Raw genomic sequence first — 14,001 nt, 5'->3', positions numbered from 1 at the left:
GCGCGTTGGCGTATTTCAAAAAGGAATGTTTGTGATGGAACCCGTCACGGCAGGTGATTGATCTTTCCGACCTTCCATCCACCTGGCCCAAGGGAGATTTCGCTGACCGACAGGTTGTCGATCCGGTGTGCAAAAGCCTCTTCTGCCGTCAGCAACTCAGCCCGCTGGATCTGGGTCAGGATCTGGCCGAAGTGACCGACCACGACCAGGTCGCGGCCCCGGTGTGCGTCGATCAGCCCGTCAATCGCCGCGTTCACACGGCTGCAGACCTGGTGCCAGCTCTCTCCGCCCGGCGGGGTCACGTCGCCAGGCGTTTCCCAATAGGCGCGGATGCGTTCCGGATCTTCGGCATCGACCTCGGCCCAGGTCCGCAGTTCCCAGGCGCCGAAGTGGATTTCGCGCAAGGCCACCTCATGCGGCAGCCGGTCCCGGGGGCCTTGAATGGCACTGGCGGTTTCCACTGCGCGGGACAGGTCGGAAGACACCACCAGCGCACTGGCAGGCAGGTAGTCCGACAGGCGGGAAAGCGCTGCGGTGTCGGACAGATCCGCAGGCAAATCGGACCAGCCGACCATGCATTTCGCATGGGTCGGCCCATGGCGCACCAGGAACAGACGGGTGGTCACAGCGCCCCCTTCAGAACCAGCGGGAGTCCGGCTGTCACCTGAACCACGGTGTCAGCCCTTGCGGCCAGCGCGATGTTCAGCCGCCCCTGGGCCTCACGGAAGCGGCGGGCCAGTTTGTTTTCCGGCACGATGCCCAGCCCGGTTTCATTGGAGACAATCACCAGATCGGCCCGGCAGCGGTTTATAGCAGACAGCAGCTCTTCTGTGGCGGCATCCAGATCATGTTCCGCCAGCAGATGGTTGGTCAGCCACATCGTGGCACAATCCATCAGACAGATTTGTCCGGATCCGAGGGGGTCCAAAACCTTTGCAGCTGTTTCCGGCTCTTCAAAAGTAACCCATCCAGCACCTCTTTGAGCGAGATGGCGGGACACTTTTTCGCGCATTTCGGAGTCGAAAATTTGTGCGGTTGCCCAGTAAACTTTTTCCGTTCCTGCGGTTGCGCACAGCTGTTCGGCAAATGCCGATTTGCCCGACGCGGCGCCGCCCAGAATAAAAGTTACATTTAACGGCATTTTTTGCTAACCTATGAGTCCGAAGCCGTTCCTGTGGGTAACTGCAGGGCCCGGTGAAGACAAGAGACCGCAGCGTCCCGGGGTTCCACTTATTAAGGCCGGGATAGGCTGTGCAGGGGCCAAGATACAATTTAACTTTTCCATTTTGGCCTTTGGATGAGGCATAAGCCGCATCCGCTGCGCTGTTGCTGCCGGCCTATGAATGCCGGGCCTCCAATTGTTCTAAGCACGCCTGCAGGCGGCAGTTTGTTAATTAGTTTCCGGGGGGAAAACACAATGGCACTTGATCAAACAGTCGAAAACCCATTGCCGAGACAGGCGATGAAGGCGGAACTTCTGGATGCAGAGACCGAGCGGCGCTTGGCTTATGCCTGGCGGGATGACCGCGACGTGCAATCGCTGCACCGGCTCATCAACGCCTATATGCGCCTGGCCATTTCCATGGCGGCCAAGTTCAAGCGGTACGGGGCGCCGATGAACGACCTGATCCAGGAGGCCGGCCTGGGGCTGATGAAAGCGGCAGACAAATTCGATCCGGACCGCGGCGTGCGGTTTTCGACCTACGCGGTCTGGTGGATCAAGGCGTCGATCCAGGATTATGTGATGCGCAATTGGTCGATGGTGCGCACCGGCTCAACCTCGTCGCAGAAATCACTGTTCTTTAACATGCGCCGGGTGCAGGCGCAGTTCGAGCGCGAAGCGCGGGCGTCCGGTGAGAAGCTTGACCGGCACCAGCTGCACCAGAAGATCGCCACCGAAATCGGGGTGCCGCTGCGCGACGTGGAAATGATGGAAGGGCGCCTGTCCGGTGCCGACTTCTCTCTGAATGCAATCCAGTCCGCGGATGAAGAAGGCCGGGAGTGGATTGATGCGCTGGAGGACGAAGCGTCGCAGGCCGAAGAACTGGTGCAGGAACGGCATGACCGCCGCCAGTTGCGCAAATGGCTGGTGGGTGCGCTGCAGGCGCTGAACGACCGCGAACGGTTCATCATCACCGAGCGCAAGCTGCGCGAGCGGCCGCGCACGCTGGAGAGCCTGGGCCTGGAGTTGGGCCTGTCCAAGGAGCGGGTGCGGCAGCTGGAGGCCGGAGCGTTCCAGAAAATGCGCAAGTGCCTTGAAGGCCAATCGCGCGAGGTGCACAAACTGCTTTCATGAGAAAGCGGATCAGCCTCCTGAAGATCATGGCAAGCGCCGCCGCTCTGGCGGCGCTTGGCCTGTCTGGCGCCGGTGCAGATGGGCTGTCCGGGGCGGCAGACGCGCTTCGGGGGGCGGATGTAGTGATCCTGGGCGAGGTGCACGACAACCCCGTGCATCACCAGCGGCAGGCACAGCTCCTTATGGCGTTGAAGCCCAAGGCCGTGGTCTGGGAGATGATCACCTCGGAACAGGCGGAGAGTCTGGATCCGGCCAGTCTTGACGATGCAGGGCAGACGGCCAAGATGCTGAACTGGGCACGAAGCGGCTGGCCTGAGTTTGCGCTTTATGCACCGGTTTTTGCGGCTGCCAAAGGCGCACGGCAGTACGGCGCTCTGGTCCCGCGCGAGCAGGCGGCGGAAGCCCTGGAGCAGGGGGGGGCGGGCTATTTCGGAGCCGGGGCGTCCGCGCGCTTCGGTCTTGATCAGCCGTTGCCGGAAGCGGAGCAAGCAGCAAGGGAGGCGGATCAGCAAGCCAATCACTGCAACGCCATGCCCCCCGAAATGCTGCCTGTGCTGGTGAATTTCCAGCGCTTGCGGGATGCAACACTTGCAGCTGCCGCAGACAGGGCGCTTGCTGACACGGGCGGGCCGGTAGCGGTGATCACCGGCAACGGCCACGCCCGAATGGACCGGGGGCTGGCCGTCTACCTGGCGAAGGCCCGTCCCGGTGCGGTGATCCGCAGTCTGGGCCAGTCCGAAAGGGGGCAAATCAGCGGGCAGTTTGATCTGGTGCTCGATGCCCCGGCGGCCGAACGGCCTGATCCCTGCCTTGCCTTCCGCACGGACGGCTGACTGCTTCACTCTTGTGCCGCGCCGCAGTAAGGTCGCGGGAAACCGGGCGAGGATGCGCAAATGCTGGCTGGCAAACATATTCTATTGATCATCGGCGGCGGCATTGCGGCCTATAAGTCGCTGGAGCTGATCCGCCGGCTGCAGGATCAGGGCGCGCGGGTAACGCCGGTGCTGACCAAGTCCGGCGCCGAGTTTGTAACGCCGCTGTCTGTCTCAGCCCTGGCCGCAACACCCGTGCATCAGGAGCTTTTCGACCTAACGGCAGAGGCCGAGATGGGCCATATCCAGCTGTCGCGCAGCGCCGATTTGTTGGTCGTGGCGCCAGCCACTGCCGATCTGATGGCGAAAATGGCGCAAGGTTTTGCCAATGACCTTGCTTCGACTCTGCTGCTGGCGACCGACACGCCGGTGCTGCTGGCGCCTGCGATGAACGTCCGCATGTGGGAGCATCCGGCCACGCAGCGCAACCTTGAAACCCTGAAAGACGATGGCGTGTCCTTTGTTGGCCCCAATGAGGGCAGCATGGCCTGCGGTGAATTCGGGCCCGGCCGAATGGCGGAGCCGGAGGAAATCCTGGCCGCTATTGCCGCCAAGCTTGCGGACGGCCCTCTGAAGGGCAAACGTATCCTGGTGACCTCCGGACCGACGCATGAGCCGATCGACCCGGTGCGCTACATCGCCAACCGCTCCTCCGGGGCGCAGGGAGCAGCGGTGGCCTGTGCTTTGCGCGATCAGGGAGCGGACGTGGTGTTCATCACGGGACCGGCAGAAGTCCGCCCCCCCGAGGGGGTGCAGGTGGTGCCGGTGGAAAGCGCCCGCGAGATGGAGGCCGCGGTGCAGGCAGCTTTGCCGGCCGATGCGGGGGTTTTTGCCGCCGCGGTGGCGGACTGGCGGGTGGCCAGCGCCTCTGACCGGAAGCTGAAAAAATCCAAGGACGGGCTGCCGGTGCTGGAATTTGCCGAGAACCCGGACATTCTGAAGACCGTTTCGCAGATGAAGAACGGCCGCCCCGGATTGGTGGTAGGTTTTGCAGCCGAGACCAACGACGTGGTGGAAAACGCCACTGCCAAGCGCAAGCGCAAGGGCTGCGACTGGATCGTGGCAAATGATGTCTCGCCTGCAACCGGCATCATGGGCGGCAGCGAAAACGCGGTGATCCTGATCTCTGACGAAGGGGCCGAGGAATGGCCGCGCATGGGCAAGGATGAGGTCGCCCGCAAACTGGCAGACCGGATCGCGGCAGCGCTGGCCGGGTGAATTTGAGTATTTGAACAAAGAAGAAGCAGGGGCGCTGTGATGGTGACTATCCGTGTGATCCACGATGAGGGGGCGGACCGGGACGTGCCGCTGCCATCGTATGAAACCGCCGGTGCGGCGGGGGCGGACGTGCGCGCCAACCTGCCGGACCGCGGCTGCCTGGTGCTGCAACCGGGCGCGCGGGCGCTGGTGCCAACCGGGCTGCGGATTGAAATCCCGGAAGGTTATGAGGTGCAGATCCGGCCGCGCTCCGGGCTGGCGCTGAAGCATGGCATCACACTGCCCAACACGCCGGGGACGATCGACAGCGATTACCGCGGGCCGCTGGGCGTGATCCTGATGAATGCGGGGCAGAAACCATTTGAGGTTCATCACGGCGAGCGCATCGCCCAGATGGTGGTGGCGCCGGTTCTGCAGGCGCGGTTTGAAGTTGCAGATGCGCTTTCCGGAACTGAGCGGGGTGACGGCGGGTTCGGCTCCACCGGGCAGGCCTGATGCTTCGGATCCTGGTCCTCGCAGCGCTGATCTGGTGGGGCGGGAGCTTCCTTGGCCTGCCGCGCAATCTTCGTATCACGCTGCTGGCGGTGCTGTTCATCGCCGTGCTGGCAGTGCAGCTGACCCTGCCGGACGGGCACCCGCTGCGCGAAGGCACTGGCGGCTCTGTGGCACCCTGGCTGTTGCTCGGCGGCTTTGCCCTTGTGGCGGGGTTTTATGCGCGTATCGTGGCGGCCTTGAAAAACCGCGCCCAGCCTCAGGAAGCCGAGATGAACCAGCCCGCCAGCACCTTCACCGAAAGCGAGCTTGACCGTTATGCCCGCCACATCGTCCTGCGGGAACTGGGCGGGCCCGGGCAGAAGAAGCTGAAGAAGGCCAAGGTGCTGGTGATCGGTGCAGGCGGGCTGGGCGCGCCTGCGCTGCAATACCTCGCGGCGGCCGGCGTCGGCACCATCGGGGTGATCGACGACGACGCGGTCGACAATGCCAACCTGCAGCGCCAGGTGATCCACCGGGACGCGGACATCGGCAAGCCCAAGGTGTTCTCGGCCCAGGCCGCGATGCAGGCGCAGAACCCCTACGTGGAGGTGCGCCCGTACAACCGCCGCCTGACTGAAGAGATCGCGTCGGAGCTGTTTGCCGAATATGACCTGATCCTCGATGGTACCGACAATTCCGGCACCCGCTATCTGGCCAACCGCACCGCGGTGGCGCTGGGCAAGCCGCTGATCTCCGGCGCGCTGTCGCAGTGGGAGGGGCAGCTGAGCCTGTTCCACCCGGCCGAAGAAGGCCCCTGTTACCAGTGCATCTTCCCGGAGGCGCCCGCCGCCGGTCTTGCGCCCAGCTGTTCCGAGGCCGGGGTGATCGGCCCGCTGCCCGGTGTGGTCGGCTCGATGATGGCGGTGGAAGCCATCAAGCAGATCACCGGCGCCGGGGCGGTGCTGCGGGGCGAGATGCTGATCTATGACGGGCTTTACGGTGAAACCCGCAAGATCCGCCTGTCGCGGCGGGCGGACTGCCCGGCCTGCGGCGGCAGAGCGGAAAGCTGATTTCCGCCAGTGAACGAAACCTATTTCATCGCGCTTCTTTGCGGCGCCCTGTTCGGCGGCCAGCCGGAGCGGGTGCATGATTTCACCTATCCCGGCGGTGCCGCCTCAATCCGCACAGATTGCGAGAACGAGAACCGGGTCATCGAGTTCGGGCTGGACAAGCGCAGCAGCCTCGACAGCCTCCAGCAGGCGCTGTTTGCGGCAGAGGTCACCGGCAAGGAGCCGGTTGTGGTTCTGATCGACACCGATGGCAAAATGGGCCGCTTCGAATGGCGCATCGCCCGGGCAGCCAACGTGGCGGACGTGCCGATCCGCAACGTTCCGGCAGAGCTGACGGAGGGCGACGGAACAGGCGGCTGAGGTGCCGCTGCCTCGCGCGGAAAGGCCAATTGCGGCCCCCCTGCTTTCCCGCTAGCGTCGCCTGCAAAGGAGACCTGCACATGTCCAATCCGCTTCTGTCCCGCTGGGACACGCCGTTTGAAATTGCCCCGTTCAATAGCATTTCCGATGAAGATTTCGCCCCCGCGCTGGAACAGGCGCTGGCGGCGCACCGCGCCCAGATCGACGCCATCGCAAACAGTTCCGAGCCGCCCACCTTTGCCAATGTGATCGAGGCGCTTGAAACGCCCTGCCGCGAGCTGGAGCAGGTGCTGGGCGTGTTCTTCACCGTGGCCGGCGCCGACAGCAATCCCAGGCGGGAAGAGTTGCAGCGGGAGTTCTCTCCGAAACTCGCCGCGCATTTCTCTGCCATTACCGCCAACAAGGTGCTTTATGCGCGCGTGAAGGCAGTATGGGAACAGAGAGAAGAACTGGACTTGACGGATGAACAGCAGCGGGTGCTGATGCTGACCCACCGCGGCTTTGTCCGCGGCGGCGCGGCGCTGGAAGGCGAGGCCGACAAGCGGATGCAGGAAATCAAGGGGCAGCTCGCCACCCTGGGCACCCAGTTCACCCAGAACCTGCTGGCGGATGAGCGCAGCTGGTTCATGGAGCTGTCCGAGGAAGACCTGGAGGGCCTGCCGGATTTCGTGGTCAAGGCAGCCCGCGCGGCTGGCGAGGAAAAGGGCAGGGGCGGTCCGGTCGTTACTCTGTCCCGTTCACTGATTACGCCGTTCCTGCAATTTTCGCCGCGCCGCGACCTGCGCGAGAAAGCCTTTTACGCCTGGGCCGCCCGCGGGGCCAATGGCGGCGATACCGACAACCGTGCGATTGCGGCAGAGATCCTGCAGCTACGTGAGGAGCGGGCGCAGCTGCTGGGCTATGAAAACTTTGCCGCCTACAAGCTGGAAACCGAAATGGCCAAGATGCCGGCAGCGGTGCGCGGGCTGCTGATGGAGGTCTGGGAGGCTGCCAAATCCCGCGCCGATGCGGACGCGCAGATCCTGACTGAAATGATGCAGGCGGACGGCATCAACGGCGATCTGGAACCCTGGGACTGGCGCTACTACGCCGAAAAACGCCGCAAGGCCGAGCATGACCTGGATGAGGCTGCTCTGAAGCCCTACCTGCAGCTCGACCGGATGATCGAGGCGTCGTTTGCCTGCGCAAACCGCCTGTTCGGGCTGGAATTCCAACCGCTGGATGTGCCGCTCTACCACCCCGACTGCCGCGCCTGGGAAGTGACCCGGGACGGCCGGCATGTGGCGGTCTTCATCGGCGACTACTTCGCCCGCAGCTCGAAACGCTCCGGCGCGTGGTGCTCAGCCATGCGGCAGCAGTCGAAATTCCCGGAGGTGCAGGCCCCGGTGGTGATCAACGTCTGCAATTTCGCCAAGGGCGATCCGGCACTGCTGTCCTGGGACGACGCCCGCACCCTGTTCCATGAGTTCGGCCACGCACTGCACCAGATGCTCTCGGATGTGACTTACGAGAGCATCTCGGGCACCTCGGTGGCGCGCGACTTCGTGGAGCTGCCCAGCCAATTGTATGAACACTGGCTGGAAGTGCCGGAGGTGCTGCAGGAGTTTGCCACCCACGCGGAAACCGGCGAGCCGATGCCGCAAGAGATGCTGGAGAAGGTGCTGGGGGCGGCCAATTTCGACATGGGCTTCCAGACGGTGGAATATGTTGCGTCCGCCCTTGTCGACCTCGCCTTTCACGACGGCGCGGCACCGTCCGACCCGATGGCAAGGCAGGCCGAGATGCTGGAGGAAATCGGCATGCCGCGGGCGATCGTCATGCGCCACGCCACGCCGCATTTCGCGCATGTGTTTGCAGGCGACGGCTATTCCTCCGGCTACTACAGCTACATGTGGTCGGAGGTGATGGACGCGGATGCCTTTGCCGCTTTTGAGGAAGCGGGCGGGGCCTTTGATGCGGAGCGCGCCAAGGCGCTGGAGGCGCATATCCTTTCCACTGGCGGTTCTGCCGACCCTGCGGAGCTATACACCGAGTTCCGCGGGCGGCTGCCGGGCGTCGAGGCGCTGCTGAAAGGCCGTGGTCTGGCTGCGGAATGAGGAAAGCGCCTTTGCGGGCGCTGCCTCCGGCAGAAGTATTTTGGGAAAGATGAAAGAGCGGGCGCCAGCCCGCTCTTTTCCGTTTAGTAGCCGAGGCTGCGATTGACGAGGTGCAAGAACGGCTCACCCTCGTCGCCGCGGCGGATGTTTTCGGCAATGACTTCAGCCGCTGTGCTTTCACGGGTTTCCGAGGCGATATGCGGCGTTACCGTTACGTTGGGATGCGCCCAGTAGGGGTGCTCCGGCGGCAGCGGTTCGATGCGGAACACATCCAGCGTCGCATGGCCCACCTGGCCGCTGTCGAGCGCGGCCAGCAGCGCGCCATCGTCGATCAGCGGCCCGCGGCCCGGGTTGATGATCTTTGCCCCCTTGGGCAGCAAGGCCAGGGTCTCGGCATTCAGCGTGTTTTCGGTCTCTGGTGTGTCCGGCAGCAGCAGGATCAGGATCTCGGCCTGCTCCAGCGCCGCCTTCAGCCCGTCCTGTCCGGCATAGCAGGTGATGCCTTCGATGTCCTTTTGCGTCCGGCTCCAGCCGGAGACCTGGAACCTCAGCGCCGCCAGCGCCTTGGCCGAGGCGGTTCCCAGTGCGCCCAGGCCCAGAACCGTGACGTGCCGGTCCTTGGCCAGCGGCGGCACATGCCGGTGCCAGCGCCCGTTCAGCCCGTGGATCTGCATGTCCATGCCCAGGTGATAGCGCAGCGTGTGGCCTACCACCCATTCGGTCATGCCATGCTCCAGCCCGGTGTCCACCATCCGGGTGAGCGGCACGGCAGCGGGCACGACAGGCACGATTTTTTCGACGCCTGCCCACATGCTCAGCACAGCCTTCAGGCGGGTAAACTGGGTGAAATCGCTCACTGGCCCGCTGGGCGCGTAGACGATGTAGTCCACCTCTTCCGGCGCGAATTCATTGCGCAGATCAGCCTCCACACCTAGCCGTGCAAGCTCCGCTTTCAGCAGCGGCTCATAAGTTGGCCAGCCATCGGCGCGGCCTGCAAACAGGACATTGGCGGTCATGGGAACTCCTTGAAGTCTAGCGTGAGGCCTGGCGCGGGCGGTGGATATGGGCGCTTTGCACGATGCCGAAGGCACCCAGCAGCACCAGCATTGCTGAGCCGCCGTAGGAGACCATCGGCAGCGGCACCCCGACCACCGGGGCCAGCCCCATCACCATCGACATGTTCACCGCAAAGAACAGGAAAAAGGTGATGGCGATGCCCATGATCACCAGCGAAGAGAACCGGTCCTTGGCGGCAATTGCCGAGGCGATGCAGAACACGATGATCAGCATGTAAATGGACAGAAGGGTCACGCCGCCGATGAATCCGAATTCTTCCGCCAGGGTGGTGAATATGAAATCGGTGTGCTTTTCCGGCAGGAAGTTCAGTCGCGATTGGGTGCCTTGCATGAAGCCGCGCCCGGACCAGCCGCCGGACCCCAGCGCGATTTTGGACTGGGTGATGTGATAACCAGCGCCCAGGGGATCCTGCGAGGGATCGAGGAATGTGTCGATGCGGCGGAACTGGTAGTCCTTCAGCAGCTGCCATTCGGTGCCGCGGCTTTGGAACACCGCGCTGACCAGCCCCACCCCGGCGGCAATCACCGCCACGAAATAGGCCCAGTGGACGCCTGCCAGAAACATCACCCCGCCGCCCGCCGCCATCAGCAGGATGGAGGTGCCAAGGTCGGGCTGTTTCAGCACCAGCGCTGTCGGAATGAGGATCAGCGCGACCGGCAGCAGCACCCACAAGAGGCGCGAGGTTTTCTCTGGCGGCAGCCAGTCATAGTAGGCGGCCAGCAGCATCACCAGCGCGATCTTGGTCACCTCCGAGGGCTGCAGCCGCATGAAGCCGATATCGATCCAGCGCTGCGCGCCCATGCCAACGGTGCCGAACAGCTCCACTGCCACAAGCAGCGCCAGCGACCCCAGATAGGCCACGACCGAGATATTGCGCCAGAACCAGATCGGGATCATGGCGACCACGAACATGACGCCAAGGCCAAGGGCAAACCGCTTCACCTGCGGCTCCACCCACGGGGTGAAGGACCCGCCAGCCACCGAGTAGAGCATCAGAAATCCGACGCAGGTCACCGTCGCCAGAAGCAGCGTCAGCCCCCAGTTCAGGTATAGAACCTTGCGCAGGCCGGTGGGTGTCGATTTGGCGTGATACTCAAGATAGCTCATGCGCGGCTGCTCCGGCTGCCCAGCGGGCGTTTGACGCGTTCGCGTTCCAGCCGTTCCTGCTGCGCCTTGATGCGGCTGCGGTCGGCCTTGGGGTAGGCCTCCAGCGGCGGGGTGCCGTTGTACAGCGCCTGCAGCATCACGTCGCGCGCCACCGGCGCGGCCGCCTTGGAGCCGCCGCCGCCGTGTTCAACCACCACCGCAACCGCGTATTTCGGCTTGTCATAGGGCGCAAAGCAGACAAACAGAGCATGGTCGCGCCGTTCCCACGGCAGGTCCTCGTTGCGGATCACTCCGGCGGCGCGCTCAGCGGCGGTGATGTTGCGGACCTGGCTGGTTCCGGTCTTGCCGGCCATCTCCATTTCCTTGGGAACGATGCGGGAGCGGTAGGCGGTGCCGCGGCGGTCGTTGCTGACAGAATACATGCCGCGGCGCACCATCCGCAGGCTGTTTTCGCTGACTGGCAGCGGCTCGCCGGCGCCGCTTGGCTGCTCAACCCCGTCGATCGTTTTCAGAAGCCTGGGTGTCACGCTGCGCCCGGTAGCGAGCCGCGCGGACATCACAGCCAGCTGCAAGGGCGACGCCAGCATGTACCCCTGCCCGATGGAGGAGTTCGCGGTATCGCCGATCAGCCAGTCCTTGCCATAGGAACTGGATTTCCACGCCTTGGTTGGGGTGATCCCCTGCGCCACTGCCGACATCGGCAGATCATGCTTGATGCCAAGGCCAAACAGATTGGCCATCTCGGAAATCTTGTCGATGCCGGTTTTGATTGCGACGTCGTAATAATACACGTCGCAGGACCGCTTCAGCGAGGTGTTCAAATCCACCCGGCCATGGCCCGCCCGCTTCCAGCAGTGGAAACGGCGCCCTGCAACCTTGAGATGGCCGGGGCACCAGACGGTTTCCTCCGGTCCGATCACGCCGTTTTCCAGCGCCGCCAGAGCGGTGATCATCTTAAATGTGGATCCGGGCGGGTAGGTTCCCTGCACTGCCTTGTTGGACAGCGGCCGGTAATTGTCTTCGGTCAGCAGCCGGTAGTCGGCAACGGAAATGCCGCGCACGAACAGGTTGGGGTCGAAACTGGGCGAGGAGCAGATCGCGCGGATGTCGCCGTTCTCGCAGTCGATCACCACCGCCGCGGCGCTTTCCCGGCCCAGCCGCGCCTGCACGTAGTTCTGCAGCCCGGCATCAATGGTCAGCTGCATGTCAGCGCCGGATATCCCCTCGCGCCGGTCCAGCTCGCGCATCACCCGGCCGGTGGCGTTGACCTCGACCCGCTTGGCGCCGGCCTTGCCGCGCAAGAGATCCTCGCGCCGGGCCTCAAAACCAACCTTGCCGATCTGGAAGCGCGGGATCATCAGTACTGGCTCCGGGTCTTCCATCTTGCTCAGGTCATAGTCGGAAACCGGTCCGACATAGCCGATAACATGGGCAAAGTCGCCAAGTTGCGGATAAACACGGGTCAGGCCCACCTCAGGGGTGACCCCGGGCAGGGCAGGGGCGTTCACAGCCACCTTGGAAATATCCTCCCAGCCGATCTGGTCAGCCAGGGTGATTGGCAGGAACGGCGGCGAGCGGCGCATTTCGGTGCGGGCGCGCTCCAGGTCCTCCGGATCCAGGGAGACCAGTTTCGAGAGCTTGGCAATCACCGCTTCAACGTCGCCCGCATCCTCCGGCACCACCGTGATCCGGTAGGAGGGCGAGTTTTGCGCGATGATCAGCCCGTTGCGGTCGAAGATCTGCCCGCGGGCAGGCGGCAGCAGGCGGATGTTGATCCGGTTTTCCTCGGCCAGCAGACGGAATTCATCGGCCTGATCCACTTGCAGGTATCGCATCCTAGCCGCCAGCCCGCCGGCAAAGGCCAGCTGCAGCCCGCCAAGGAACAGCGCCCGCCGGGTCATCTTGCTGTTTGCGGCATCCAGATCCTTGGGATTGCGTTTCATCAGCGGCTCACCAGGGTTTCGGCCTCAGCAGGGGACAGTTTGCGCACCCCAAGAATAGACTGGCTGGCCCAAACCGCCAGCGGATAGGCAGCGATGGTCATCACAACCTGGATAACGGTCAGGCTCAGCTGCGCCTGGGCAACCCCGAACAGGGTCAGGATCAGCCGGTTCAGCGTGGCAATCCCTGTCAGCACCAAGGCAACGGCCAGCCATTCGCTGGCAAATGTGCTCTCGCGGTGGGGCGCCGCGCGGCCCTTGAGGAAGCCGCAGCCCAGCACCGTCAGCAGCGCCAGCAGCCCCGGCGGGCGGTGGAACAGCAGGTCCGCCAGAAGCATCACCAGGGCGATCGAGAGCGCGGGAACATAATCCGGGCGGCGCAGGCTCCAGGCCATGGCCAGCGCCGGCAGCAGGTCCGGCGGTGCCCAGAACCGCGGCTCGGTTTCCAGCGGCAGCAGGTGGAAGAAGATGATCAAGAGTGCGACTGCGGGAAAGGCCGCGCGCATGGTCCAGATCCTGGCGGGCGAGGTGTTAGCCATTGCCGGCCTCAGCCGTGCCTTCGGGGCTGTCCTCCCCCAGGGTTTCGGGCCGCGGCTGCGGCAGCGGGTCGCCCGGGGCGGCGCCGACCAGCCCGCCAGGGTCCTGGATCACTTGCGTTCCGTGATGGCGCAGCACCCGCAGGAACTCCAACCGCCCGTAGTCTGCGGCCAGGCGCACACGCATCCGCCCCGAACGGTCCTTTGCCACTTGGCCGATCAGCAACCCAGCCGGAAAGACGGAGCCGTCGCCGGAAGAAATCACCCTGTCGCCCGGGCGCACCAGGTCGGGGTTCTCCAGAAAGCTCAGCACCGGAGCGGCGCTGTTGTCGCCGGTGACCAGTGCGGTCTGACCGGAGGGCTGGATGGTGGCGGGTACGGCGCTTGCGGCATCGGTCAGCAGGACCACCCGAGCGGTGTCGCGCCCGGTGCCGGAGATCCGCCCCACCAGTCCGATGCCGTCCATCGCGGCCCAGCCGTCATGCACCCCGTCACGGCTGCCGACGTTCAGCAGCACCGACTGCCGGAACGGGGACCCGCTGTCGGCCATCACCACCCCGGTGATATAAGTGAGCTTCGGATCCAGTCTCACATTGTTGAGGTCCAGCAGCCGGGCGTTTTCCTGTTCCAGCTGCAGAGCTGCTTCCTTCCAGGCGCGCATCTGCCGCAGTTCGCTGCGCAGCTCGCGGTTCTGTTCCGCCAGCCGCTGGTAGCTTTGGAAATCGCGGACCAGATTGATCGTGGCCGTCACGGGCACCATTGCCCAATCCATATTGGGCACGACCGTGTCCACCACCTGCGCGCGGAAGCGTTCCACCCGCGGGCTGTCGATCCGCCAGACGACAAAGATCGCGGCCAGGCACAGACACAGCACCGCTGTCAACAGACGCCGCAGCGGGGTTGCGTAATCGTCGCGCTGGGACTTGTCCTTTGCCACGTTTCTCCTTCCAGCCGC

At 64.2% G+C, this 14,001-nt stretch carries 14 protein-coding genes; 7 read left to right on the top strand and 7 right to left on the bottom strand.

The window, feature by feature from the left end; all coding sequences use genetic code 11:
- Positions 1 to 44 precede the first annotated feature (44 nt).
- A complete protein-coding gene (locus tag GKC28_RS13030) occupies positions 45 to 626 on the bottom strand; it encodes a histidine phosphatase family protein (protein ID WP_174147333.1) in 582 nt (193 codons plus the stop codon).
- A complete protein-coding gene (cobU, locus tag GKC28_RS13025; protein WP_174147332.1) occupies positions 623 to 1,141 on the bottom strand; it encodes a bifunctional adenosylcobinamide kinase/adenosylcobinamide-phosphate guanylyltransferase in 519 nt (172 codons plus the stop codon). Before cobU ends, GKC28_RS13030 begins: the two co-directional genes overlap by 4 nt.
- A 276-nt stretch (positions 1,142 to 1,417) precedes the next feature.
- Between cobU and GKC28_RS13020 the strand changes: the two genes are divergently transcribed.
- The 7 genes from GKC28_RS13020 (at position 1,418) to GKC28_RS12990 (ending at position 8,386) form a co-directional block, all read left to right on the top strand.
- Entirely contained in the window at positions 1,418 to 2,296 is an 879-nt protein-coding gene (locus GKC28_RS13020) for an RNA polymerase factor sigma-32 (RefSeq protein WP_174147331.1), read from the top strand.
- Positions 2,293 to 3,129 carry a ChaN family lipoprotein gene (locus GKC28_RS13015; protein ID WP_174147330.1) on the top strand — a complete coding sequence of 279 codons (837 nt, stop codon included), beginning with the start codon at positions 2,293 to 2,295 and terminating at the stop codon, positions 3,127 to 3,129. The genes GKC28_RS13020 and GKC28_RS13015 overlap by 4 nt, the downstream gene beginning before the upstream one ends.
- 60 nt (positions 3,130 to 3,189) lie before the next feature.
- Positions 3,190 to 4,386 carry a bifunctional phosphopantothenoylcysteine decarboxylase/phosphopantothenate--cysteine ligase CoaBC gene (coaBC, locus tag GKC28_RS13010; RefSeq protein ID WP_174147329.1) on the top strand — a complete coding sequence of 399 codons (1,197 nt, stop codon included), beginning with the start codon at positions 3,190 to 3,192 and terminating at the stop codon, positions 4,384 to 4,386.
- Between the two features lie 39 nt (positions 4,387 to 4,425).
- Positions 4,426 to 4,881 (top strand): dUTP diphosphatase, encoded by a 456-nt coding sequence (gene dut / locus GKC28_RS13005; RefSeq protein ID WP_174147328.1) that lies wholly within the window; start codon positions 4,426 to 4,428, stop codon positions 4,879 to 4,881.
- Positions 4,881 to 5,930, top strand: a complete 1,050-nt coding sequence (locus GKC28_RS13000) for a HesA/MoeB/ThiF family protein (RefSeq protein WP_174147327.1) — start codon at positions 4,881 to 4,883, stop codon at positions 5,928 to 5,930. Before dut ends, GKC28_RS13000 begins: the two co-directional genes overlap by 1 nt.
- 9 nt (positions 5,931 to 5,939) lie before the next feature.
- Complete coding sequence (locus GKC28_RS12995; protein ID WP_174147326.1) at positions 5,940 to 6,290, top strand: hypothetical protein; 351 nt, start codon at positions 5,940 to 5,942, stop codon at positions 6,288 to 6,290.
- 80 nt (positions 6,291 to 6,370) lie between these two features.
- Entirely contained in the window at positions 6,371 to 8,386 is a 2,016-nt protein-coding gene (locus GKC28_RS12990) for a M3 family metallopeptidase (RefSeq protein ID WP_174147325.1), read from the top strand.
- A gap of 83 nt (positions 8,387 to 8,469) precedes the next feature.
- Here GKC28_RS12990 and GKC28_RS12985 read toward each other — a convergent pair whose 3' ends face one another.
- From GKC28_RS12985 to mreC, 5 genes are read right to left on the bottom strand one after another with little or no spacing between them, the layout of a single operon-like run.
- Positions 8,470 to 9,402, bottom strand: a complete 933-nt coding sequence (locus tag GKC28_RS12985; RefSeq protein WP_174147324.1) for a glyoxylate/hydroxypyruvate reductase A — start codon at positions 9,400 to 9,402, stop codon at positions 8,470 to 8,472.
- 16 nt (positions 9,403 to 9,418) lie between these two features.
- The gene (gene rodA, locus GKC28_RS12980; RefSeq protein WP_174147323.1) at positions 9,419 to 10,570 is read right to left on the bottom strand and encodes a rod shape-determining protein RodA; all 1,152 of its coding nucleotides are present in this window, start codon (positions 10,568 to 10,570) and stop codon (positions 9,419 to 9,421) included.
- Entirely contained in the window at positions 10,567 to 12,513 is a 1,947-nt protein-coding gene (gene mrdA, locus GKC28_RS12975; protein WP_174147322.1) for a penicillin-binding protein 2, read from the bottom strand. The genes rodA and mrdA overlap by 4 nt, the downstream gene beginning before the upstream one ends.
- Positions 12,513 to 13,049, bottom strand: a complete 537-nt coding sequence (locus GKC28_RS12970) for a rod shape-determining protein MreD (protein WP_174147321.1) — start codon at positions 13,047 to 13,049, stop codon at positions 12,513 to 12,515. The genes mrdA and GKC28_RS12970 overlap by 1 nt, the downstream gene beginning before the upstream one ends.
- Complete coding sequence (gene mreC / locus GKC28_RS12965) at positions 13,042 to 13,983, bottom strand: rod shape-determining protein MreC (RefSeq protein WP_174147320.1); 942 nt, start codon at positions 13,981 to 13,983, stop codon at positions 13,042 to 13,044. The genes GKC28_RS12970 and mreC overlap by 8 nt, the downstream gene beginning before the upstream one ends.
- Between the last annotated feature and the right edge of the window lie 18 nt (positions 13,984 to 14,001).

The organism is Leisingera sp. ANG59, assembly GCF_013317235.1.
GTDB lineage: Bacteria > Pseudomonadota > Alphaproteobacteria > Rhodobacterales > Rhodobacteraceae > Leisingera.
Note: the sequence above shows the minus strand (reverse complement) of the source record. Positions and strands in the feature narration are given on the sequence as shown.

Bases quoted from the DNA above. Each gene is read 5' to 3' on its own strand.
- cobU (WP_174147332.1), bottom strand. From the start codon at position 1,141: ATGCCGTTAAATGTAACTTTTATTCTGGGCGGCGCCGCGTCGGGCAAA.
- GKC28_RS13020 (WP_174147331.1), top strand. From the start codon at position 1,418: ATGGCACTTGATCAAACAGTCGAAAACCCATTGCCGAGACAGGCGATG.
- GKC28_RS13015 (WP_174147330.1), top strand. From the start codon at position 2,293: ATGAGAAAGCGGATCAGCCTCCTGAAGATCATGGCAAGCGCCGCCGCT.
- coaBC (WP_174147329.1), top strand. From the start codon at position 3,190: ATGCTGGCTGGCAAACATATTCTATTGATCATCGGCGGCGGCATTGCG.
- dut (WP_174147328.1), top strand. From the start codon at position 4,426: ATGGTGACTATCCGTGTGATCCACGATGAGGGGGCGGACCGGGACGTG.
- GKC28_RS13000 (WP_174147327.1), top strand. From the start codon at position 4,881: ATGCTTCGGATCCTGGTCCTCGCAGCGCTGATCTGGTGGGGCGGGAGC.
- GKC28_RS12990 (WP_174147325.1), top strand. From the start codon at position 6,371: ATGTCCAATCCGCTTCTGTCCCGCTGGGACACGCCGTTTGAAATTGCC.
- GKC28_RS12985 (WP_174147324.1), bottom strand. From the start codon at position 9,402: ATGACCGCCAATGTCCTGTTTGCAGGCCGCGCCGATGGCTGGCCAACT.
- rodA (WP_174147323.1), bottom strand. From the start codon at position 10,570: ATGAGCTATCTTGAGTATCACGCCAAATCGACACCCACCGGCCTGCGC.
- mrdA (WP_174147322.1), bottom strand. From the start codon at position 12,513: ATGAAACGCAATCCCAAGGATCTGGATGCCGCAAACAGCAAGATGACC.
- GKC28_RS12970 (WP_174147321.1), bottom strand. From the start codon at position 13,049: ATGGCTAACACCTCGCCCGCCAGGATCTGGACCATGCGCGCGGCCTTT.